The organism is Pseudoxanthomonas broegbernensis (assembly GCF_014202435.1).
In the GTDB taxonomy this organism is placed as follows: domain Bacteria; phylum Pseudomonadota; class Gammaproteobacteria; order Xanthomonadales; family Xanthomonadaceae; genus Pseudoxanthomonas; species Pseudoxanthomonas broegbernensis.
This window is the reverse complement of sequence record NZ_JACHGU010000003.1, coordinates 334,980-358,187: the sequence shown is the minus strand read 5'-3', so window position 1 is coordinate 358,187 and position 23,208 is coordinate 334,980. Positions and strand designations below refer to the sequence as shown.

The following is a 23,208-nucleotide window of genomic DNA, read 5'->3' as shown; positions in this document are numbered from 1 at the left end:
CATCGACCAAGTACAACAGGCAATTCGAGCCGGGGCTGGCTTTGCCGTTCCGGAATCTGCGATGGTTAGCCACCTTTGATCCTCGACAGGCCATGACCCAAGACACCTCCAGCACGATCCTGCCGTCCTACGTCCTGGACGATTCCGTCCCCGCCTACCGCGCCATCCAGGGCTTCGTCCTGGAGATGATCCAGGGGCCCGACTACGGCCCCGGCGACCGCATCCCCTCCGAGCGCGCCCTGGCCGAGCAGTTGGGCAAGAACCGGATGACGGTGCGCAAGGCCATCGACGGGCTGGTGGCGCAGGGGCTGCTGGAGCGCAACAGCACCAGCGGTACCCGCATCCCGATGCCGCGGGTGATGCGGCCGATCGATGCGCGCACGTCGCTGGGCATCACCCGGATCATCCAGAGCGGCGGCAGCGTGGCCGGCAACAAACTGCTGCACTTCGAGCAGACCCGCGCCAGCACCCAAGTGGCCGAGCATCTGCAGATCAAGGAAGGCAGCGAGATCGTGATGTTCCGGCGGCTGTGGACGGTCAACGACACCCCGTGCTGCATCGAGACCAGCCACATCCCGCTGGACCTGGTGCCGGGGCTGGCGGCCGAGGACCTGATGGCGGGGCAGTCCCTGTACGGGTTGCTGCGCGAGCGCTACGGCATCGGCACGGTCACCGGCGAGCGCCAGATCTCCGTGGCCGCGGGCAGCCAGATGGAAACCCGGCTGCTCGGCCTGCCGCCGGGCTCGGCCTGCCTGCTGCTGCGGCTGGAGGTGTGCGACGAGCGCGGCCGGCCGATCGAGTACATGCGCTCGGTGAACCATCCGGGCCTGGTGATGTTCAAAACCTCCAAAGCCGAGATGACCGGCTGAGGTCCTCGCGCCGCGCGGGTCGCCGCGGCGCCTCCCTCCCTGCCTCCCTCGATCGCACTGGGTCCACCAGTGTTAAGAATTGGTGCTATGCCGCTTGCATATTGGTCTAGACCAGTGTAACTCTTGTTGCACGCTTCTGGGTCGAGCCGGTCTACCAGAATCGTCAATTGGTATACGCGTCGCCGGAATCCACCGGCGCCGCGACGAACGGATTCCCAACAGAAACCGGCGCCGTGCCAGCCGTCTCCCCGACGGACTGGCGTTGACGTCTATGCGAGGAGAGGAAAGCGTACCCATGAGTGCAACGACCCCCAGGCTCGGTCTGCTGGCCGCCGCGTGCATGCTGGCCATCAGCGGCATGCCGGCCGCGGCGCAGGCCCAGCAACAGGAAGTCTCCCCGGGCGCGGAACAGCCCACCCAGCTCGAAACCGTGGCCGTCACCGGCTCGCGCATCCGCCGCGTGGACGCGGAAACCGCCAACCCGGTCTTCACCATGGACCGGCAGACGATCGAGAAGTCCGGCTACATGACCGTGGGCGAACTGCTGCAGCAGTTGCCCAACATCGCCGGCGCCGGCATGACCACCGCCGACAACTCCTACGGCGGCACCGGGGCCTCGACCGTCTCGCTGCGCGGCCTGGGCAGCGAGCGTACTCTGATCCTGCTCAATGGCGTGCGCTACTACGCCGGCGACGTCAATGCCCTGCCGGCCAACATGATCCAGCGCATCGAAGTGCTGAAGGACGGCGCCTCGGTGGTGTACGGCTCCGACGCCATCGCCGGCGTGGTCAACGTCATCACCCGCCAGGACGTGGACGGGGTGGAGGTCAGCGCCTACTACGGCGCCAGCGACAAGGGCGACGCCCAGACCCAGAGCTACCAGCTGACCTTCGGCAAGACCTTCGACCGCGGCACCTTCGTCGGCGGCCTGAACTACGGCAAGCAGAAGGCGATGTGGCGCACCGACCGCGACTGGTCGGAGGTGAGCCAGTCGCTCAGCTACGGCAAGCCGGTCTTCGCGGGTTCCTCGACCATCCCCAACGGCCGCTTCGCCGTGCCGCGCGCCGCCGCCGCGGCGCTGGACCCGTCGCTGGACTGCGGCAACGCCGGCAACACCGCCAGCACGGTCTATCTGACCCGCCGCGACGGCGCCGCCGGCGCCTCGGCCGCCGACTTCCGCTGCTACATCGCCTCGGGTGAGGGCAACGACACCTACGAGTACGCCGGGGAGACCCAGCTGAGCACGCCGCAGGACCGCTACAGCCTGTTCCTCAACGGCAGCTACGACCTCTCCCCCTCGGTGACCTTCTTCGCGGACGGCTTCTACACCCACACCCGCTCGGACTCGACCCTGGCCTCGGACCCGCTGCTGGCGGGCAACTACGGCGTGGTCGCCTCGGGCGCGGGCATCTACAACCCGTTCGGGACCGACATCAGCAACTTCAGCATCCGCCTGGTCGACCTGGGCCCGCGCGTGCGCACCTACGACCGCGACGACGTCCAGGTGACCACCGGCCTGCGCGGCCGGCTGGGCCGCTTCGACTGGGATACGGCCTTCACCTACGCCAAGCAGCAGCAACGCATCACCAAGACCGGCAGCATCTACTTGCCGGCGCTGCAGAACGCGATCGGCACGTCGTTCCTCGACGCCGACGGCGTCGCGCGCTGCGGCGCTCCGGGCGCGGCGATCGCCAACTGCACCCCGCTGAACGTGTTCGGCCCGCTGACCCGCGAGCAGTTGCAGGCCTTCTCGCCGACCCTGATCAACCTGTACGACGGCGAGCAGACCGACTTCCTGGCCAACATCACCGGCGACCTGTTCGACTTGCCGGCCGGCCCGGTCGGCGCGGCGTTCGGCTACGAGTATCGGCGCCAGAAGTCCGACTTCCAGCCGGACTACCTGCTGGCCAACAAGATGGTCGACGCCACCCCCGAGGCGCCCTCGCGCGGCAGCTACGACGTGAACGAGGTCTACGCCGAGTTCAGCGCGCCGCTGCTGGCCGACAAGCCGTTCGCGCAGGCGCTGAACCTCACCGCCGGCGTGCGCTACTCCGATTATTCCAGCTTCGGCGACACCACCAACTCCAAGCTCGGCCTGGAGTGGCGCCCGTACGCCGACCTGCTGGTGCGGGCCAGCTACGCCGACATCTTCCGCGCCCCGACCATCGACGACCTCTACGGCGGCCAGACCGGCGACACGCCGACGGTCAACGACCCGTGCTCCGGCGCCGCCGCCGGCGTGGGGGCGTGCTCGGGCGTGCCGGCCGGCTTCATCGGCGAGAAACAGCCGCCGGCCACCAACGGCAGCAACCCGAGCCTGCAGCCGGAGACGGGCCGGGCCACCAATGTCGGCTTCGTTTACAACCCTTCGTTCTACACCCCGCTGACGGTCTCGCTGGACTTCTGGCAGTACCGCATCGAGGACGCCATCGTGGCCCCGGGCGCGCAGACCATCCTGGACCTGTGCTACCGCGCCGGGCTGCCGTCGTACTGCTCGCTGGTGACCCGCGGCGCCCAGGGCAACATCGTCAACATCGACAACACCCTGGCCAACGTCGGCGCCATCGAGACCCGCGGCGTCGACCTCGGGCTGCACTGGACGCTGGGCCAGACGCGCTTCGGCCACTTCCAGCTCAGCTTCGACGGCACCTACCTGGACTCCTACGACTACACCGCCGTGTCCGACCAGCCCGGCACGCGGGTTGGCTACGCCGGCAAGTGGAAGGGCTCGGACTCCGGCGGCCTGGGCAACTTCGCCCGCAACCGCGCGCGGACCACGCTGAACTGGTCGCAGGGCGACTTCAGCGCGGCGCTGGTCCACCGCTACGTGTCGCACGTCTACGTCGACAACCTGGACACCGCCAGCGGCGCGCACTGCGACGGCAGCCGCTCTGTGGTGGATACGCCGCAGGGCGGCGTGGTGTGCAAGTACAAGGTCCCGGCGTACAACTACGTGGACCTGTCCGGCGCCTGGCACTACGCGCCCTGGAACGCGACCTTCAGCCTGGGCGTGAACAACCTGTTCGACAAGGAAATGGACAGCTTCGCGGTGGACTACAGCACCTACGACGTGATCGGGCGCTTCGTCTACGCGCGGATGAGCTTCGCGTTCGAGTGAGGCACGCCGGCGGCCGCCGCTCCGGAAGGGGCGGCGGCCGCAAACGTTCGTCCGTATCCCCATTTTCCGGAGAAGTCCGTGACCGACCGCAACGACCTTCCCGACGCCACGGGCCGCCGCCGCTTCATGGCCGGCGCCGCCGCAGCAGGCCTGGGCGCCGCCGCAGGCGCCGCGCTGCCTGCGCTGGCACGCGCGCCGCGCCGCCGCGGCCTGGACGGCCTGGATGCTCATCCCGGCCCGAAGCAGATGGCCACCGCCGACGGCGCCATGGTGGTCACCTCAAACCCGCTGGCCACGCGCGCCGGCATCGAGGTGCTGCGGGAGGGCGGCAACGCCTGCGATGCGGTGCTGGCCGCGGCCATGGTGCAGTTGGTCACCGAGCCGCACATGACCTCGATCACCGGCGGCCTGAGCATGATGTACCGCGACGCCGCCAGCGGCGAAGCGACCTATCTCAACGGCAACGTCAACGCCCCGCTGGCGCCGTTGCCCGGCTTCAGCGGCGCGGACCTGTACAGCGGCCGCGGCGTGCCGGTGCCGGGCTGGTGGCCCGCGTTCGAGGCCGCGCGCCAGCGCTGGGGCCGCATCGGCCGGGCGCGGCTGATGCGCGACGCCATCGACATCGCGCGCGAGGGCTTCGCGGTCGATCCGCGCCTGTTCGCCAGCTACAGCGGGAGCGCCGACAACATCGGCATCCATCCGCAGGGGCGCGAGGTGTTCTGGCCCGACGGCTACCTGGTGATGCCGGGGCAGGCGCTGAAGCAGGCCCGCGTGGCGCGCACCCTGGAGCGGCTGCGCGACGAGGGCATGGACTACTACACCGGCGACTTCGCCCGCGCCTTCAGCGCCGAGTGCCGGCGCGGCGGCGGGGTGATCGTGCCGGAGGACCTGCGCGCCTACCGGCCGATGTTCCAGCGCCCGGTGCAGGGCAGCTACCGCGACCGCTACACCCTGATCGGCTCGCCGGCGCCGGACGACGGCGGGATGATGCTGGTCGAGGCGCTGAACCTGCTCGAGCACGTGGACCTGGCCCGGCTGGGCCCGGCCTCGGAGTCGTTCGAGACCCTGCAGTGGCTGATCCGCGTGCACAACGAGGTCTACTACGCGCCGCCGCGCCAGGGCGACCTGGACACCGCGCCGGAGGACGTCGCCTTGCTGCTGTCCAAGGAATACGCGGCGCGCCGTTTCGAGCTGATGTCGCAGCGCGATCCGCATCCCACCGGACGGGTCATGCCCACCCCGGGCACCATCCACATCTCGGCGATGGACCGCGACCGCAACGTCGCCAGCTGCACCCATTCGCACATGGCCGGCGGCTGGGAGAACGGCCTGTTCGCCGAAGGCTTCCAGCTCTCCGGCGGCGGCTCGTTCTTCCAGCGCATCCTGCCGCAGCCCGGTGCCCGGGCCACGGTCTACCTGGCGCCGAACATCGTCATGCGCGGCGACGCGCCGGTGATCGCCTCCGGCTCGCCCTCGGTGTCGCTGGTGGCCTGCGTCCTGCAGAACCTGGTGAACCTGATGGACTTCGGCATGGACGTGCGCCAGAGCGTGCACCAGCCGCGCTTCGGCGCCCGCCCGCACAATCCGCAGAACGGCTGGGAGCGCGGCAACATCCTCGAATGCGGCTTCTCCGAGGGCATCCAGCGGCAGTACCTGGCCTGGGCCGGCGAGCGCCGCCTGTGGCACAAGCTGGTCCAGCCCTGGGCGTCGCTGACCGGCGGTTTCGAGGCCGTGGTCCAGGACCCGGACAGCGGACGCCTGTCGGCCTGCGCCGACCCGCGCCGGGCCGGCGTGGCCATGGGACTGTGAACCTGAGATAGGACAACGGGATACGACGATGCATGCCGACGAACGCAAGGCGCTGATGGCGCAGGCCCGCTTCGGGCACAAGCGGCGGGTGGAGGCGGACAACGCACTGGTGGTCAGCTCCGACCCGCTGGCCACCCGCGCGGCGCTGGACGTGCTGCGCGACGGGGGCAACGCCTGCGACGCGATCCTGGCCGCGGCGACGATGCAACTGGTGACCGAGCCGCACATGACCTCGATCACCGGCGGGCTGAGCCTGCTCTACCGCGACGCCGCCAGCGGCGAGGCCACCTACCTCAACGGCAACGTCAGCGCGCCGCTGGCCGAACTGCCCGGCTTCAGCGGGGCCGACCTGTACAGCGGCCGAGGCGTGCCGGTGCCGGGCTGGTGGCCGGCGTTCGAGGCCGCGCGCCGGCGCTGGGGCACGCGCGACCGCGCGCGGCTGATGCGCGACGCCATCGAGGTGGCGCGCGAGGGCTTCCCGATGGATCCGTATTTGTACGGCGTGATGTACGGGCGCCAGGAAGGCATCGGCGTCCACCCCCAGGGTCGCGAGGTGTTCTGGCCCCAGGGCCACCTGCTGACCCAGGGCGAGACCGTGGTGCAGGCGCGCGTGGCGCGCACCCTGGAGCGCCTGCGCGACGAGGGCATGGACTACTACACCGGCGGCTTCGCCCGCGCCTTCAGCGCCGAGTGCCGGCGCGGCGGCGGGGTGATCGTGCCGGAGGACTTCCTGTCGGCGCAGCCGCTGTTCCAGCGCCCGGTGCAGGGCACCTATCGCGACCGCTACACCCTGATCGGCTCGCCGGCGCCGGACGACGGCGGGATGATGCTGATCGAGGCGTTGAACCTGCTCGAGCACGTCGACCTGGCCCGGCTGGGCCAGGCCTCGGAGTCGTTCGAGACGCTGCAGTGGCTGATGCGCGTACACGACGAGGTCTACTACGCACCGCCGCGCCAGGGCGACCTGGACACCGCGCCGGTGGAGACCGGCATCCTGCTGTCCAAGGAGTACGCGGCGCAGCGCTTCGAGCTGATGCGGGTGCGCGAGCCGCGCGCCGCCGGCACGGTGCTGCCCACGCCCGGCACCATCCACCTGGCGGTGGTCGACAAGGACGGCAACATCGCCAGCTGCACCCATTCGCACATGGCCTCGGGCTGGGCCAACGGCCTGTTCGCCGAAGGATTCCAGCTCTCCGGCGGCGGCTCGTTCTTCCAGCGCATCCTGCCGCAGCCCGGCGCCAAGGCCACGGTCTACCTGGCGCCGAACATCGTGCTGCGCGACGGCCGGCCGGCCATCGTCTCCGGCTCGCCTTCGGTATCGCTGGTGGCCTGCGTGCTGCAGAACCTGGTCAACCTGATGGACTTCGGCATGGACATCGAGGCCTCGGTGCACCAGCCGCGCTTCGGCACCCGGCCGCACAACCCGGCCCACGGCTGGGAGCGGGGCAATACGCTCGAATCCGACTTCGCCCCGGCGATGCAGGACGCGTTCCTGGCCTGGGCCCGGAAGCGGCGGCTCTGGCACCAGTTGGTGCACCCGCGCTGCACGCTGACCGGCAACTTCGAAGCGATCACCCTGGATCCGGACAGCGGCCGCCTGGCCTCGTGCGCCGATCCGCGTCGCTGCGGCAGCGTCGAAGGCTACTGACGCGTCGCCGCCCCACTTTTTTCCGGAGTTTCCCCATGCAGCATCCTTCCGCGGCCGCCCATGCGCCGCCGCACGATCCCGACGCCGGTTCGCCGGTCTGGCGCCGCGTCCTGTTCACCGCGGTGCTGGGCAACGTGGTGGAGTGGTACGACCACGCGCTGTACGGCATCCTGGCCGTGTTCATGTCGCGGATCTTCTTCCCCGAAGGCGATCCCTACGTGGCGCTGATCGCCACCTATATCGGACTGATTGCCTCCTACGCCATCCGGCCGATCGGCGGGGTGGTGATGGGCCGGCTGAGCGACCTGCGCGGGCACCGCTTCACCCTGATCCTGACCATCGCGCTGATGACCGTGGGCACGGTGCTGATCGGTATCCTGCCCGGGTACGCGGCCATCGGCATCGCCGCGCCGATCCTGCTGATGCTGTGCCGGCTGATCCAGGGCGTGGGCGCCAGCGGCGAATACACCGTGGCCGCCAACTTCATCCTCGAGCATGGGCCGCGCAAGCGCCGCCAGTACCTGGCCGGCTGGAGCGTGGGCTCGACCTCGCTGGGCCCGCTGCTGGCCTCGATCGTGGCCCTGGTCCTGATTCTGAGCATGCCCGAGGACGCGTTCTCGCACTGGGGCTGGCGCATCCCGTTCCTGCTGGCCGCGCCGCTGGGCCTGGTGACCCTGTACATCCGCCGCAGCGTGCCGGAGCTGCCGCGCATCCAGCAGGCGCTGGAGCAGGCCGCCGAGGAAATCCCGCCGCCGCACCCGTTCACCGAGGCCGTGCGCGGGCACTGGAAGCAGATGTGCCAGGTGATCCTGCTGGGCGCCGGGCAGCGCGTGGGCACGTTCTGCATCCAGACCTACTTCGTGGTGGCGCTGATCAACTCCGGCTTCGGCGCCGACCGCGCGCTGCTGGCCTCGATCCTGACCTACCTGATCGGGCCGCCGGCGGCGATCTGGGGCGGGCTGCTGGCCGACCGCTACGGCGGGCGCCGCGTGCTGCTGATCGGCTACGCCGCCTTCGTGCTGTTCACGGTACCGACCTTCGCCGCGCTGGGCGGCGGTTCGGTCGCGGTGGCGACGGTGGCGGTGGTGGGTTTCACCTTCATCAACAACTTCGTCGGCGCGCCGCTGACCCACGCCTACGTGCTGAGCTTCCCGCCGGAGGTGCGCGGCACCGCCGCGGCGCTGAACTTCAACGTCGGCACCACGCTGATCGGCTCCACCGCGCCGCTGATGGCCACCTGGCTGCACATGCGCACCGGCACCGACGTGTCCTTCGGCTGGTACATGACCGTGGCCTGCGTGGTGTCCCTGCTGGTGGCGATCTTCGCCTACCCGAAGGCGGCCGCCGACGCCTGAGCGCTCCAGGCTTGGAAGGCCCTTTGCACAAAAGCGGGATCCGCGCGCCGAAACAGACATCGTGCATCTTGGCCTTCCGTTCGGTGGCCATGATCGTGAAGCGGCGAGGTGCGGCGCGATAAAGCACCGCCGCTATGCATCGGATGCTCCTCCGTTCCGGGAAGAAAAGCTTGGGAAGGCGTGGCCCGTTTTCGCCGCGAGACACGCGGCGAGGGGCCAGGTGCGCCTGCCTGCCGCGCCGCTTACCGGATCGGCTCGTCCAGTACCAGTTGGCGCACGAAGCGCACCGGCGGCGCGCCGTAGGACAGTACCCGGTCGTGGTGGGCCTTGAGGTCGAAGTCCTCGCCCTGCCGGCGCTAGGTCTCGCGGCGCAGGTCGAAGTGCTCCTGCGCGCCGACGAAGTACGTGGGCGTCCGGGTCGGCCGCCTCCTGCGCCAGGCGGTCGGCCTGGCGCGCGTGATCGGCGTTGCGGCGCACGCTGGCGGTCGTCTTCTCCATCCAGGCGGCCGTCGGACAACGCCCACAGCAGGCTGCGCACTTCGCGCATGCTGCCTGGGGAGCGAGGAAGCGGTTGATGCTCGCGCCGCCCTGGAGGCGACGGCCTCACTCCTCGTCGGTTTCGAACTCCACCACCACGTCCAGGCGCAGGGCCAGTTCCTCCACCGCCTCGCGCACGCGGCCGGTGGTGTAGTCGTTGGGCGCTTCCACCTCCAGCTCGTGGGTACCGGGGCCGATGTCGTCCGAGAGTCCGGCCGAACTGGAATCCTCGTCGTCCATGCGCGGCATCAGGTCGGCCACTTCCTCCACGTGCTCGATGCCCTCCACGCTTTGCAGCAGGTCGGCGACCGCGCGCAGGTCGTCCTCGCTGCCGGTGATGCGGATGCGGAGCTGGGGCATGGCGTGGCCTCGGTGGGGTGCGACCGGGCCAGCCTGCCGCCGCGGCGATCAAGGCCGGGTGAGGGCGCGGCCCGGCCGCACTGGGAACGTACCGCCCGGTGCGTGGGCGCAGCGGCGCCGGTCCTCAGCGTGGCGCCATGCGCACCGGTACCGGCACGTTGCACAGGTCGATGTGGCCGGCCGGACGCTTGTAGAAGTCGTCGACGCGGTTGCGCCGCGCTTCGGTGGCGTCGCGGAAGGCCGGGGTGTCGGTGCGCAGCACCTGCAGCGGGAGGCGTTCGGCTTCGGGCAGGTCGCTGGCCAGGCGGATGGACTTGATCGGCGTGCGCTCGGCGGGGTCCGCGTAGAAGCCCATCGGCGCCGGGCCGCGCCTGATGGCGCTCAGTCGCTCCATGCCGTGGAGCACGCGGCCGACCACGGTGATGTTGTCGTCCAGTTGCCGCGGCGACTGGCCGATGACCACGTACAGTTCGGCGCCCAGGCTGCTGTCGTCGGCGCTGTTGCGGCCGGCGCCGACCGTGCCGTAGCAGTGCGCCAGCCATGCGGTGCCCGCTTCCGGGTCGCGCCCGGCGGGGAAGCCGCCGACGAAGCCCGTCTCCGGCGCCCAGCCGTCGGGGTCTGGCAGGCGGTCGAACGCCAGCCCGGCCGCCGCGCGGTGGAACTCGGCGGGCAGGTGCGTGACGGCCGCGCCCAGTGATTTGGCCTTGGCCGGGTCGTCGCCGTCGGCGTCGCCGAACTGCACGACGAAATTGTCCTGCGCGCGATAGATGCCGGTGCCGTCCCAGAACCCCTGGCGCGCCAGGATGCGGATGTTGCCGACATGCCGCGGCGCGAAGTCCGGCGCCAGTTCGATGACGATGCGGCCTTCCGCGCCCGGCGGCGTGTCCAGTTCCATGTACAGCAGGTTGGCCGGGTCCGGCGTGCGCCAGTCCGACGCCGGCGCGGCGTCCAGGATCTGCTGCGGGCTGCGGTAGGGCGCCTGGGCGGCGGCCGGCCCGGACGCCAGGACGAAGGCGCAGGCCAGCAGGGCGGGACGCAGGGACATGGCATGGACCGGTAGATGGGGAAGCCCCGATTCTCGCTCCGGTCGGCGTGCCCGCCAAGCTGGCCATGCGTCCCCTGGGGCTTCCCGCCGCTGCTCGGATGAGACGCCTGTCCACGCCGGACCGCCTGCGGAATGACTATCGGCACATCCACTATAGTCAAGTGATGGATAGAGTCCTGGTCGACCTAGCGGCGGAGGCCGACATGAGCGAGGCCGAAGCGTCCCTGAAGAAATTCCAGAAGGAGCTCAGCACCGGCACCGTGTCGCTGGCGTTGCTGGCCGTGCTGGCCCGCGCGCGGGAGCCGCTGTACGGCTACCTGATCGCCAAGCGCCTGGAGCGGATCGGCGAGGGCGCGCTCAGCGGCAAGCAGAGCGCGCTGTACCCGGTGCTGCGCAACCTGGAGGCCGCCGGCCTGCTGGAAAGCCACATGGAGCCGTCCGTGGCCGGGCCGCCGCGCCGCTACTACCGCATCACCGCACAGGGCCGGCAGGCACTGGGCCAATGGGTGGCCGCCTGGCGCGCCACCCGCGATTCCGTCGATTCCGTGCTCGAGGGAGCCATCGAATGAACACCGAACACACCGCCGCCGCCACGGGCCAGCCGTTGCCCGCCACCATTCCCGAGTACCTGGAGCAGTTGCGCCAGGCCTTGCGCGGCGCCGACCCGGCGCTGGTCCAGGACGCCCTGTACGACGCGGAGGAATACCTGCGCGCGGAGCTGGCCGAGCAGCCCGGGCGCGCGGAGGCGGAGGTGGTCGCCGCGGTCGCCGGCAGCTACGGCGCGCCGGAGGAGGTGGCCGACATCTACCGCCAGACAGAGGTGACCGTGAACCGCGCGCTGCGCCCTCCGCAGCCGCCCAGGGGCCGCTCGCTGGCCGCCCGCTTCTTCGGCGTGGCCGCCGATCCGTACACCTACGGGGGCCTGTTCTACATGCTGCTGTCGCTGGCCACGGGCATTTTCTACTTCACCTGGGTGGTGGCCGGGGCGAGCCTGTCGGCGGGCCTGCTTGTACTGATCGTCGGAATACCGCTGCTGCTGCTGTTCCTGATGTCGGTGCGGCTGCTGTCGCTGGTGGAGGGACGCATCGTGGAGGTGCTGCTGGGCGAGCGCATGCCGCGCCGGCCGCCCTACACCCAGCGCGACAGGTCCTGGCTCAAGCGCATCGGCGAACTGTTCACCGACGGCCGCACCTGGACCACGATGCTCTACTTCCTGTTGATGCTGCCGCTGGGCGCCGCCTACTTCAGCGTGGCGGTGGCGCTGCTGTCGACCTCGCTGTCGCTGATCGCCGCGCCGGTGGCGCTGCTGCTGGGCGCGACGGGCGCCATCGTGCTGGACGGCGTGCTGCCGGCCGCGCCGGTGCTGGGGCCGCTGTGCTTCGCCGCCGGGGTGGCGCTGCTGTTCGCCACCTTGCACCTGTTCCGCGGCGTCGGCCGCTTCCATGGCTGGCTGGCCAAGCACCTGCTGGTCCGCGACCCGGTGGTATGAGGCAGGGTGGGGCTGGCGGCGCGGGCGGCGACGCCCCCGTGCCGCCGCCAACCCGCCGCTGTGCGTTCGCCGGAAACGGAAAGCCCCGCGCAAGCGGGGCTTTCCCATCGCCGCGACGCCGCTGGCCTCAGCCGTTGTTGCGGGCGATGAAGTCGCGCACCCGCGGATACACCTGCTCGCGCCAGCGGCGGCCACTGAAGATGCCGTAGTGGCCGGCACCCTCCACGGTCAGGTGCTCGTGCCGCGGCTTGGGGATGCCGGCGCACAGCGCGTGCGCGGCGCGGGTCTGGCCCAGGCCGGAGATGTCGTCCAGCTCGCCTTCGATGGTCATCAGCGCGCTGTCCTCGATCGCCGCCGGCCGGACCGCCTCGCCGCCGACCTTCCACTTGCCGCGCGGCAGCAGGAACTCCTGGAACACGGTGCGGATGGTGTCCAGGTAGTACTCGGCGGGCATGTCCAGCACCGCGTTGTACTCGTCGTAGAAGCGGCGGTGCGCCTCGGCGTCCTGCTGGTCGCCCTTGACCAGGTCCGAGTAGAAGTCCCAGTGCGACATGAAGTGGCGGCTGGGGTTCATGGCCAGGAAGCCGGCGTGCTGCAGGAAGCCGGGATACACCGCGCGGCCCTGGCCCGGGTACGGCGGCGGCACGGTGTGGATGACGTTGTTCTCGAACCACGACAGCGGGTTGCGCGTGGCCAGGTTGTTGACCGCCGTGGGGCTCAGGCGCGCGTCCACCGGGCCGCCCATCATCACCAGCGAGCGCGGTACCGGCTCGCCGCGCGCGGCCATCAGCGACACCGCCGCCAGCACCGGCACGACCGGCTGGCATACGGCGATCACGTTCAGCGAGGCCGGGCCGATGTGGCGGATGAAGTCCTCCACGTAGGCGATGTAGTCGTCCAGGCCGAAGGCGCCGTCCTCCGCCGGCACCATGCGCGCGTCGATCCAGTCGGTGACGTAGACCTTGTGATCGCGCAGCAGGGTGCGCACGGTATCGCGCAGCAGGGTGGCGTGGTGGCCGGACAGCGGCGCCACCACCAGCACCACCGGGTCGTCCTTCAGCGCGCAGATGGTGGCCGCGTCGTCGGTGTAGCGCTTGAACCGCACCAGCCGGCAGAACGGCTTGCGCAGCACTTCCTGCTCCAGCACCGGCACCTTGTGGTCGTCGACCTCGACCTCGTGGATCGCCCACGGGGGTTTTTCGTAGTCCTTGCTCAGCCGGTGCACCAGCTCGTTGCCGGCGGCGATGCGCTCGGCGCCGGGCAGGGAGGAGGCCCAACTGGAGGGGTCGGAGAAGATCCGGGAGTTGGCCTGCGCCAGGTGGACCCAGGGCGCCATCATCGCCCGGTTGAGTTCGTGCAATTGATAGAGCATGGAAAGGCCGGGCTGCCGCTGGGGATGTTGCATCGCGTCATCCTACCGGATTCGCGGACGCGGCAACGCATGCGTCGCAGGTGTGCTTGAGATGCTGCGCAGGGAGTGAGCTTGCGGCCAACCGGCAGGGGCCGGACGCGGCGGCGATGGTGCCTGCCCGCGACCGCCTGGGCTCACCGCTGCGGCAGCGGGATGAACTCGTCGTCGCCGGCGATCTTGCCGAAGCGCCCTTCGAGCCAGTCCTGCTTGGCCTGCTCGATCCGCTCCTTGGAGCTGGAGACGAAGTTCCACCACATGTGGCGGTGGCCGTCCAGCGGCTCGCCCCCGAGCAGCATGGCCTTCAGCGGCGTGCGCGCCCGCAGCCTGGGCCGCGTGCCCGGGTCGAGGACGACCAGGTGCCGGGCCGGGATGTCCGCCCCGTCCAGTTGCGCCTCGCCTTCGAGGATGTAGAGCGCGCGCTCGGCATGGCCGTCGTCCAGCGCCAGTTCCGCGTCCGGATCGAGGTCGAGGGCCACGTTGAGCGTGTCGGCGAACACTTTCACCGGCGATTCCTCGCCGTAGCCGCGGCCGGCGATCACCCGCAGCCAGGCGCCGTCGCGGCGCTGCTGCGGCAGGCTGGCGGCCGGATGGTGGTGGAACTCCGGGCCGGTCTCCTCGTGCGCCTTCGGCAATGCCACCCAGGTCTGCATGCCGTGGGCCTGGCCGCCGGCGGCGCGCTCGGCCGCCGGGGTGCGCTCGGAATGGGCGATGCCGCGGCCGGCGGTCATCCAGTTCACGTCGCCGGGCCGGATGACCTGCTCGGACCCCAGCGTGTCGCGGTGGTCGATCGCCCCGGCCCAGAGGAAGGTGACCGTGGCCAGGCCGATGTGCGGGTGCGGGCGCACGTCCAGGCCGCGTCCGCCCTCGAACACCACCGGCCCCATGTGGTCGACGAACACGAACGGGCCGACGCTGCGCGCCTGGATCGACGGCACCGCGCGCCGCACCAGGAAGCCGTCGCCCAGGTCGTGCACGCGGGGTTGGATGAGGGTGGTCATGGCCGTCTCCGTGATGGGCGGCCGCAGCATCGCATGGGAATGCGCGCACGGGCCGGCGCGCGGCCGCGATGGACCGTTCCGCCGCGGGCGCGGATCAGCGCGGCTGGTCGCGGCGCGAGGCCAGGCGGTCGGCCAGCCGGGTGGGTTCGGGCAGGCGATAGCCGGCGAGCCAGCGCATGACCAGTTCGGCGGCCGTGTCCAGCGAGACGCGATGGCCGGGCGAGACGATCAGCGGGTTGCAGCGCGGCTTGCTGCGCAGCGCCCAGCCGATCTGTTCGCCGCGGTGCAGGAGCGGGCTGCGGTCGCCGCGCTCCGGGCCGGGTTCCTCGCAGCGGCCGACCAGTACGCTCTTGCCCACGCCCAGGCTGGGCAGCCCGGTGGCCACGCCGAAATGGGCCGCGATGCCCAGCCGCCGCGGGTGGGCGATGCCCTGGCCGTCGATCACCGCCAGGTCGGGCGCGTGCGACAGCATCGCCAGTGCCCCCAGCAGCGCCGGCAACTCGCGGAAGCTGAGCAGGCCAGGCACGTAGGGCATCGCCGTGGGCACCCGCGCCACGTGCGACTCCAGCGGCTGCAGCGTCCGCGCATCCAGCAGCACCACGGCCGCACGGGTGACGGCGCCCTGGTCCTCGAAGCCGACGTCGAACCCGGCCAGGGTCCGCAGCGGCGTGACGAAGCCATCGTCCAGGTTCACCTGCGCGGCCAGTTGCGCCTGCAGGGTGCGGGCGCCGGCGAGGCTGCCGTCCCAGCCGGGGAAGGGGTCCGTTGCGTGATCCAGCGCCATGCACGGATTATGGACCCGGCGGGTGAAGCACGGGCGATTGCGCGGTCGCGAGGGACGGCCGCGGCCAAGCGCCGGCCAACCTTACGCCGGCACCATGCCGCTACAATCCCCGGCCCGTCCCTTCGTCCGCACCGGAGATCCCCACAGTGACCCGCAAGCTTGTCCTGCTGCGCCACGGCCAGAGCCAGTGGAACCTCGAAAACCGCTTCACCGGCTGGGTCGACGTCGACCTGACCGAGCAGGGCCGCCGCGAGGCCGCCGCCGCCGGCAAGCTGATCGGCGCGGAGGGCCTACGCTTCGACGTGGCGTTCACCTCGACGCTCAAGCGCGCCATCCGCACCCTCAACCTGGCTCTGGGCGAGATGGACCAGGACTGGCTGCCGGTGCATAAGAGCTGGCGCCTGAACGAGCGCCACTACGGCGCGCTGCAGGGCCTGGACAAGGCCGAGACCGCGGCCAAGCACGGCGAGGAGCAGGTCAAAGTGTGGCGCCGTTCCTACGACATCCCGCCGCCGCCGATGGCGCTGGACGACCCAGGCCACCCGGCCAACGACCCACGCTACGCCGGCCTGGACCGCAACGCGCTGCCGTCCACCGAATCGCTGGCCACCACCCTGGACCGGGTGCTGCCGTACTGGCACGACGCCATCGCCCCGCAGCTCAAGTCCGGCGCCACGGTGCTGGTGGCCGCGCACGGCAACTCGCTGCGCGCGCTGTACAAGTACCTCAACGGCGTGTCCAAGGAAGAGATCCTCGAACTCAACATCCCCACCGGCATCCCGCTGCTGTTCGAGCTGGACGACGAGCTGAAGGTGGTCGCGCACCGCTACCTGGGCGACCCGGAGGCGGCCAGGCGCGCGGCCGAGGCGGTGGCCAACCAGGGCAAGGCGAAGTAAGGCAGCCAGCCCAGCGTCGACGCAGAAGACACCCGGCTCCGGCCGGGTGTCTTCGTTTCGGCCCGCGGCGGGTAATGCGGCCGTGCAGACGGGTAAGGCCGGTGCGGCATGCGCGCGCTTGCTTGTAAAATGAGACCCATTCGCATTTAATTGCGGTGCAAATTCCCGGGGGCGCTCCCTTCGGCTCCCGTCCCGGCAATCGAAAAGGCATTCCCCCCATGTCCCCGAAGCATTCCCGCGGCCCGCGGTCCGCGCGCATCCTGGTTCCCCTCCCTCTGGCCAACGCCGCCCTCCACCTGGCGATCGGGCTGGCCCTCGCCGGCGCGCCGGCGGCCGCGATGGCGGCCGCCCCGGGCGCCGCGCAGGCCGGCGGCGACGCCCGCACCACCGACCTGGACGCGGTGCTGGTCGTCGCCCAGCGCGCCGAGCGCGTCAGCAGCGGCGCGACCAACCTCGACCTGGCGATCAAGGACACCCCGCAGTCGATCAGCGTGGTCAGCGGCGAGCAGATGCGCCAGTTCGGCGCCAGCAGCGTCAACGACGCGCTGCGCCTGGCCACCGGCGTGCAGGTCGACGAATGGGAAACCAACCGCACCAGCTACAGTGCGCGCGGCTTCGACATCCTCAACACCCAGATCGACGGCGTCGGCCTGCCCAACGGCTGGGGCATCGCCACCGGCGCGTTCGATACCTTCGGCTACGAGAAGGTGGAAGTGATCCGCGGCGCCAACGGCCTGCTCACCGGCGTCGGCAACGCCGCCGGCACCATCAACTACGTGCGCAAGCGCCCGACCAACGAGCGGCAGGGCTCGCTCGGCATCGGCTACGGCTCGTGGAACACGCTCCGCGCCGAAGCCGACTATTCGACCCCGTTCACCGACGACGGCCGCTGGGCCGGTCGCGTGGTGGCCGCGCACGAGGACGGCGAAAGCTGGCTGCGCGCCAACGAGAACAGCCGCAACTACCTGTACGGCGTGGTCGATGGCCAGATCGGCGAGAACGGCACCCTGGCCCTGGGCTATTCGTACCAGCGGGCCAAGTCCGACGGCATCATGTGGGGCGCACTGACCTTCATGAACAGCGACGGCACCCAGTCGCGGTGGCCGACCCGCGCCTCCACCACCCAGGACTGGACCTACTGGGACACCACGAATCAGTCCGTCTTCGCCGAATACAGCCACCGGCTCGGCGAGGACTGGCAGTTGAAGCTTTCGTACAACTACCGCCGTGCCACCGGCGACGAGAACATGTTCTACGCCTTCCTGCAGGACACCGACGGCGACGGTGTTGCCGAAGCCCTGGACCCGGCCACCGGCCTGGGCCTGTACGGCTATCCGTGGGGCGGCAAGGACGAGGCGACCGCCCACCTGGGCGCGGTCACGCTCAACGGCCGCTTCCGGCTGCTCGGCCGCGACCACGAGGCGATGCTGGGCGCAAGCGTCGCCAGGAGCGAATCGGACAGTTGGGAACGCAGCGCGGACTTCTCCTCGCCGGCCTGGGGCGCGCTGCCGCCGTTCCCGTACGCGGCCAACGCCATCCCCGAGCCGGCCTGGAGCGAGCTGTCGCTTTATTCGGTCCTGAACCAGCGCCTGAAGCGCGCCTTCGGCGCCACCCGGATCGCCCTGAGCGACCGCCTGAAGGCCATCGTCGGCGCCAACTACGCCGAGTACCGCCGCAACGGCAATTCGTACGCCCTGGCCTTCGACCAGACCACCCGCCATACCAGTCCCTATGGCGGCCTGACCTTCGACTTCAGCGACCACGTCCTCGGCTACGTCAGCTATTCGGACATCTACCAGCCACAGGACCAGACCGACGCGAACGACCGTTATCTGGACGCCAGCAAGGGCGTGAACTACGAAGCCGGCATCAAGGCCGACTGGCTGGACAAGCGCCTGCTGACCACGCTGGCCGTGTTCAAGGCCGACCAGGACGGGCTGGCCACGCCCACCGGCGAGTACAACGAATACGGCTCGACCATCTACGCGCCGGTGGACGTGCGCTCCAAGGGCGTGGAGCTGGAGGCGGTCGGCAAGATCGCCGACGGCCTCGACCTGGTGTTCGGCTACACCGCGCTGAAGCTGGACGGCCTGAATGGCGACGACACCTATTCGTGGGTGCCGCGCCGCACCGCCAACCTGTTGCTCAGCGGCCGCCTGCCCGGCTACAAGGCGCTGTCCTGGGGCGTCGGCGGCCGCTGGCAGAGCGACATCTTCAACGTCGAGTCCAGCGGCCATCCCGTGCGCCAGGGCGGCTACGCGGTGCTCAACGCGTTCGCCGCCTGGGACTTCCTGCCCAATGCCACGGTGCAGCTCAACGCCAACAACGTCGGCGACGAGAAGTACATCAACACCTTGCGCTACAGCGGCTACTACGGCGCCCCGCGCAACTACTCGCTGAGCCTGAACTGGCGGTTCTGATCCGCCGCCCGCCACCGCGCACAGACGCCAGCCCGACGCCATGTCCCGCACGCCCGCCCTCGCCAACGCCTGGTCCCCGCGCCTGCGGCTCGCCGCGCGGGTAGCCGCCGCCATACTCGGCGGCTACGTCCTTGCCTGGGGCTTCATCGCCGCGGCCATGGCCTTGCTGTTCAAGGCCGGGATGGAGTTCCACGACGCCGAGTTCCTGTCCAGCATGCTGGGGCTGCTGCTGTTCCTGGCCGCGTTCCTGTGGACGATCGCCACCCGCCGGCTGGCGGTGGCCTGGCTGGCGCTGCCCGGCGGCGGGGCGGCGATGGCCGCCATCGGTTCGCTGGTGCAGGCCAGCATGGTCTGACCCCGAAGCATGCAGCAGGGAGAGTCCATCGTGTTCCAGAGCTTCCGCCAGGCCATGGCCTGGCTGCATACGTGGTTCGGCCTGGTGCTGGGCTTCGTGCTGATGGCCGCGTTCTTCTTCGGCGCGCTGTCGGTGTTCGACCGCGAGATCGACCGCTGGGCCATTCCCGCCACCCGCATCGAGCCGCAGCCCATGCCCTCGTTCGAACGGGTGCTGCGGCCGGCGTTCGAGCGCATGCAGCCCACCCGCGCGGCCGTGGACGCCATGCGCCCGCGGGTCGATGGCGCCATGCCCGAGCGCTTCGACACCGTGGCCAACTGGAGCGCCTATACCACCCACCGCGACCCGGTGCTGGCGCTGTACGCCGGCTACGAGGTACCCGGCGCCAAGGACCCGGACGAGTGGATCTGGGCCTACGCCACCATCGATCCGCGCGATGGCGCCGCGCTGCCGGACGACCGGCTCAAGGTCGGCAGCGACTTCTTCTATCCCATGCACTACAGCCTGACCCTGGACTGGAAGAGCCTGGGCTACTGGATCGTCGGATTCTCGGCGCTGATGATGCTGGCCGCGCTGGTCAGCGGCGTGGTGATGCACCGCAAGCTGTTCCGCGAACTGTTCACCTTCCGCCCCGGCAAGGGCGGGCTGCGCAGCGTGCTGGACCTGCACAACCTCACCGGCGTGGTGGCGCTGCCGTTCCATTTCTTCTTCGCCTTCACCGGCCTGCTGATCTTCGCCGGCATCTACTTCCCGATCGGCCACACCCAGTTGCACGACCTGCACGACCTGCACGAGCAGGCGGAAGCGCGCGAGACCGGCCTGCCGCACGAGCGCGCCGGCGTGCCCGCGGGGCTGGCGAACGTCGATGCGATGGTCGCCGAGGCGCAGCGGCGCTGGGAGGCGCACGACAAGGCCGGCGAGGTCGGCTTCCTGGTGCTGCAGCACGTGGGCGACGCCAACGGCTACGTCAGCGTCTACCGCGCCGGCACCGACCGCATCGCCCTGGTGGGCGACGGCATCCACTTCGATGCCTCGACCGGCGAGCTGATCCGCGAGGACCCGCCGGCCACGCCGGTCGCCCGTGTCGCGGAGTTCCTCACCGGCCTGCACCTGCAGCATTTCCGCCACTGGCTGCTGCGCTGGCTGTACGTGCTGGGCGGGCTGGCGGGCGCGGTGTGCATCGCCACCGGCTTCGTGTTCTTCGTCGACAAGCGCAAGCGCCAGCACGCCCGTCAGGGCAGCCAGGGCGCGCGCCTGGTCGATGCGCTGGCGGTCGCCACCGTGACCGGCATGGTCGTGGCGGCCCTGGGCATCCTGGTGGCCAACCGGCTGCTGCCCGACGACCTGCCGGCGCGGGGCGGCTGGGAGCGCTGCGCGTTCTGGGCTGCCTGGGCGCTTGCGCTGCTGCACGCCGGCTGGCGCAGCGCGCCGGTGGCCCGCGGCCTCGCCAACCCGGCCTGGCGCGAGCAGTGCGGAGCCATCGCCGTGCTGGCGGTGGCCGCGGTGGCGCTGAACTGGGTCACCACCGGCGACCACCTGTTGCGCACGCTCGGCGCCGGCTACTGGCCGGTCGCCGGCATGGACCTGGCGCTGCTGGCCAGCGCCGCGCTCGCGGCCCTGGCCGCGCGCACGCTCTCACGCCGCGTGGCGGCCACGGCCGCCGGACCGGTGCGCAAGCGGGAGGCCGCGCATGCCTGAGCCCGCCCATGCCGCCTGGCTGCTGGGCGCGGCGCTGGCCGCCAGCGTGGCCGGCATGGGCTGGCTGGCCCTGGCGATGCGGGTCCACGCGCAGCAGGTGTGGGGCACGGCGGTGCCGCCGTCCACGGCCAAGGCCCTGCGAATCCTGGGCGTCCTTGGACTGCTGGCCGCCCTGGCGTTGTGCCTGGCGGCGGACCATGCCTCGATGGCCGTGCTGGTGTGGGTGATGACGCTGGCCGGCGCGGCGTTCACCGTGGCCTTCACCCTGGCCTGGCGGGCGCGATGGCTCGGCGTGCTGGCGCCGTGGGTGCGGGCATGCGGGGCGCGACGCTAGGGCCCGTGCAAAGCGGCGGCGCGGCAACGGGCCCCCGGACTTTTCCGGGGGCCTTCGCCCGGAGGGCTGGACACTCCGCCAGCCCCGCCGGATCGACGACCGGAAGCAGCCTCCTCAGGTCGGCATGAAGCCGCGCGTGGACTTCTTCTCGTTTTTCTCCGCCCGCTTCTCCTTCATCGTCTTGGCGGGTTTCTTCTTCTGTTCCTTCTTCTTGTCCAGGCCCTTGGCCATTGTCGTGTCCTCATGGTTTTCGCGACGCCGGCAGCATGGCACGTTCCAGGGCATGGAGGCGGCATCGCTCGCGAACGCAGGGAGGAAAGCGGCGGCCGATGCGCCCCGGGCGGCTGGCCTCGGGCCGGGCGGGCCATGCCCGGACGCTTGCCGGCGGCCACCGGGAGCGGCGGCAAGCGCAGGAGGCGCGCCCGGCCCGCGCCGGTCCGGCTTTCCCCTGCGCCTGGCGCCCTCGCGCCGCTCGCCTACAATCGCCCGCAGTGGGGGATGCCGGCGGGGCGGTGATGAAGAAGAAGGTGTTCAAGTGGATCGGCCTCGCCGCGGTCCTGTTCGTGGCCGCCTCGCTGCTGTCGCTTTACGCCTACGGCCGCTTCGCCGAACGCGCCCGCGGCCCCGCCTCGCACGCCCTCGACGTGCAGCCCGCCGGCACCCCGCTGGACCGCGCCATCGCGCCGCTGACCTCCGGCCGGCCCGACCAGACCGCCATGCTGATCCTGTCGGACAACCTCGACGCCTTCGCCGTGCGCGCGGCCACGGCCCGCGCCGCCGGACGCAGCCTGGACCTGCAGTACTACATCTGGCACGCCGACTTCACCGGCAACCTGATCTACAACGAACTGCTGCGCGCGGCCGATCGCGGCGTGCGCGTGCGCCTGCTGCTGGACGACCTGAACGTGCACGGCAGCCATTCGGTGCTGGCCGCGCTGGACAGCCATCCGCGGATCGAGGTGCGCCTGTTCAATCCGACCCGCGCGCGCGAGGGCACCGTCGCCCGCGGCGTGGAGCTGCTGCTGCGCTTCTTCAGCCTCAACCGGCGCATGCACAACAAGGCCTGGATCGCCGACGGACGGGTGGCCATCGTCGGCGGCCGCAACATCGGCGACGAGTATTTCGACGCGGCCTCGGACATCAACTTCATGGATACCGACGCGGCCGTGGTCGGCCCGGCGGTGAAGCAGTCCGAGGCGATCTTCGACGCCTACTGGAACAGCGCATCGGCCATCCCGCTGGAGGCGATGGTGCGGGCCGAGCCCGGTGCGCTGGAGCGCCTGCGCGACGGCATCGACGCCGGCCTGCAGTCGGTGCGCGCCGCGCCCTACATCGGGCGCCTGCGCCAGTCTCCGCGGGTGCGCGACCTGCTGGAGGGGCGCGCGCGCATGCACTGGACCGCGGACGCGGCGGTGGTGTCCGATCCGCCGCAGAAGGCCGAGGGCGCCGCTTCGCAGCCGGACTGGATGACCCCGGTGCTGCTGGAGCGCGCCTCGCGCGCGCAGCGCGAGCTGAAGATGGTCTCGCCGTACTTCGTGCCCGGGGCCGATGGCGTGGACTGGATCGCGGGGCTGCGCCAGCGCGGGGTGGAGGTGGGCATCCTCACCAACTCGCTGGCGGCCAACGACGTGATGGCCGTGCACGGCGGCTACGCCGGCTATCGCATCCCGCTGCTGGAGCGCGGCGTGGCGCTGTACGAACTCAAGCCGCACGGCAAGACCGAGGGCAGCCTGTTCGGCTCCAGCGGTGCCAGCCTGCACACCAAGGCCTTCATCGTCGATGGCCGCAGCGGTTTCATCGGGTCGTTCAACCTGGACCCGCGCTCGATCAACCTCAACACCGAGATGGGCCTGCTGTTCGACTGCCCCGACGCGGCGGCCGAACTGGAGGCGCTGTACCGGACCAAGACCGGCGCGCAGACCAGCTACCGGCTGGAACTGGCCGATGGCGCGCTGCGCTGGCACGACGACGCGGCACAGCCGCCGCGCACCTGGGAACGCGAGCCGGAGGCCGGCCTCTGGCGCCGCGCCGCCGCGCGCGCCATCGGCTGGCTGCCCGTGGAGTCGCAGTTGTAGCGGGGGC

General features: G+C 70.9%; 18 protein-coding genes and 1 pseudogene. 13 read left to right on the top strand and 6 right to left on the bottom strand.

Features of this window, described 5'->3' with window-relative positions:
* Positions 1-92 precede the first annotated feature (92 nt).
* From HNR76_RS08535 to HNR76_RS08515, 5 genes are all read left to right on the top strand, one after another.
* The gene (locus HNR76_RS08535) at positions 93-869 is read left to right on the top strand and encodes a GntR family transcriptional regulator (protein ID WP_162309676.1); all 777 of its coding nucleotides are present in this window, start codon (positions 93-95) and stop codon (positions 867-869) included.
* A 295-nt stretch (positions 870-1,164) separates the two neighbouring features.
* Positions 1,165-3,987 carry a TonB-dependent receptor gene (locus HNR76_RS08530; RefSeq protein WP_162309675.1) on the top strand — a complete coding sequence of 941 codons (2,823 nt, stop codon included), beginning with the start codon at positions 1,165-1,167 and terminating at the stop codon, positions 3,985-3,987.
* Positions 3,988-4,065: 78 nt separating this feature from the next.
* The gene (locus HNR76_RS08525) at positions 4,066-5,796 is read left to right on the top strand and encodes a gamma-glutamyltransferase (RefSeq protein ID WP_211373153.1); all 1,731 of its coding nucleotides are present in this window, start codon (positions 4,066-4,068) and stop codon (positions 5,794-5,796) included.
* 28 nt (positions 5,797-5,824) lie between these two features.
* Positions 5,825-7,444: a gamma-glutamyltransferase gene (locus HNR76_RS08520; RefSeq protein ID WP_162309674.1), complete on the top strand. Its 1,620-nt coding sequence runs from the start codon at positions 5,825-5,827 to the stop codon at positions 7,442-7,444.
* A gap of 35 nt (positions 7,445-7,479) precedes the next feature.
* Positions 7,480-8,799: an MFS transporter gene (locus HNR76_RS08515; protein WP_162309673.1), complete on the top strand. Its 1,320-nt coding sequence runs from the start codon at positions 7,480-7,482 to the stop codon at positions 8,797-8,799.
* A 242-nt stretch (positions 8,800-9,041) separates the two neighbouring features.
* Here HNR76_RS08515 and HNR76_RS15415 read toward each other — a convergent pair.
* The 3 genes and pseudogenes from HNR76_RS15415 to HNR76_RS08505 form a co-directional block, all read right to left on the bottom strand.
* Positions 9,042-9,236: pseudogene (locus HNR76_RS15415) on the bottom strand (DUF885 family protein); the annotation flags it as partial.
* A gap of 166 nt (positions 9,237-9,402) precedes the next feature.
* The gene (locus HNR76_RS08510) at positions 9,403-9,696 is read right to left on the bottom strand and encodes a hypothetical protein (RefSeq protein WP_162309672.1); all 294 of its coding nucleotides are present in this window, start codon (positions 9,694-9,696) and stop codon (positions 9,403-9,405) included.
* 124 nt (positions 9,697-9,820) lie between these two features.
* Positions 9,821-10,741 (bottom strand): peptidylprolyl isomerase, encoded by a 921-nt coding sequence (locus HNR76_RS08505; RefSeq protein ID WP_162309671.1) that lies wholly within the window; start codon positions 10,739-10,741, stop codon positions 9,821-9,823.
* A gap of 203 nt (positions 10,742-10,944) precedes the next feature.
* Here HNR76_RS08505 and HNR76_RS08500 point away from each other — a divergent pair, with 203 nt between their 5' ends.
* Complete coding sequence (locus HNR76_RS08500; protein WP_162309670.1) at positions 10,945-11,310, top strand: PadR family transcriptional regulator; 366 nt, start codon at positions 10,945-10,947, stop codon at positions 11,308-11,310.
* Positions 11,307-12,230 (top strand): sensor domain-containing protein, encoded by a 924-nt coding sequence (locus tag HNR76_RS08495; protein WP_162309669.1) that lies wholly within the window; start codon positions 11,307-11,309, stop codon positions 12,228-12,230. Before HNR76_RS08500 ends, HNR76_RS08495 begins: the two co-directional genes overlap by 4 nt.
* Positions 12,231-12,357: 127 nt before the next feature.
* Here the strand turns inward: HNR76_RS08495 and HNR76_RS08490 are convergent, their stop codons facing one another.
* The 3 genes from HNR76_RS08490 to nfi form a co-directional block, all read right to left on the bottom strand.
* Positions 12,358-13,602, bottom strand: coding sequence for a polyhydroxyalkanoate depolymerase (locus HNR76_RS08490; protein ID WP_162309777.1), 1,245 nt, complete (start codon positions 13,600-13,602; stop codon positions 12,358-12,360).
* A gap of 173 nt (positions 13,603-13,775) precedes the next feature.
* Positions 13,776-14,639 (bottom strand): pirin family protein, encoded by an 864-nt coding sequence (locus tag HNR76_RS08485; protein ID WP_162309668.1) that lies wholly within the window; start codon positions 14,637-14,639, stop codon positions 13,776-13,778.
* A 94-nt stretch (positions 14,640-14,733) separates the two neighbouring features.
* Positions 14,734-15,423, bottom strand: a complete 690-nt coding sequence (gene nfi, locus HNR76_RS08480) for a deoxyribonuclease V (RefSeq protein WP_162309667.1) — start codon at positions 15,421-15,423, stop codon at positions 14,734-14,736.
* A 146-nt stretch (positions 15,424-15,569) separates the two neighbouring features.
* Between nfi and gpmA the strand changes: the two genes are divergently transcribed.
* The 6 genes from gpmA (at position 15,570) to HNR76_RS08450 (ending at position 23,201) form a co-directional block, all read left to right on the top strand.
* The gene (gene gpmA / locus HNR76_RS08475; protein WP_162309666.1) at positions 15,570-16,319 is read left to right on the top strand and encodes a 2,3-diphosphoglycerate-dependent phosphoglycerate mutase; all 750 of its coding nucleotides are present in this window, start codon (positions 15,570-15,572) and stop codon (positions 16,317-16,319) included.
* A gap of 218 nt (positions 16,320-16,537) precedes the next feature.
* Positions 16,538-18,739, top strand: a complete 2,202-nt coding sequence (locus tag HNR76_RS08470) for a TonB-dependent siderophore receptor (RefSeq protein WP_211373152.1) — start codon at positions 16,538-16,540, stop codon at positions 18,737-18,739.
* A gap of 40 nt (positions 18,740-18,779) precedes the next feature.
* A complete protein-coding gene (locus HNR76_RS08465) occupies positions 18,780-19,094 on the top strand; it encodes an iron uptake protein (RefSeq protein WP_162309665.1) in 315 nt (104 codons plus the stop codon).
* 9 nt (positions 19,095-19,103) lie between these two features.
* A complete protein-coding gene (locus tag HNR76_RS08460; RefSeq protein ID WP_221301393.1) occupies positions 19,104-20,792 on the top strand; it encodes a PepSY-associated TM helix domain-containing protein in 1,689 nt (562 codons plus the stop codon).
* Positions 20,785-21,126 carry a DUF3325 domain-containing protein gene (locus tag HNR76_RS08455; RefSeq protein WP_162309664.1) on the top strand — a complete coding sequence of 114 codons (342 nt, stop codon included), beginning with the start codon at positions 20,785-20,787 and terminating at the stop codon, positions 21,124-21,126. Before HNR76_RS08460 ends, HNR76_RS08455 begins: the two co-directional genes overlap by 8 nt.
* Positions 21,127-21,638: 512 nt before the next feature.
* Positions 21,639-23,201 (top strand): phospholipase D family protein, encoded by a 1,563-nt coding sequence (locus HNR76_RS08450; RefSeq protein ID WP_183982192.1) that lies wholly within the window; start codon positions 21,639-21,641, stop codon positions 23,199-23,201.
* The last annotated feature ends 7 nt before the right edge of the window (positions 23,202-23,208 follow it).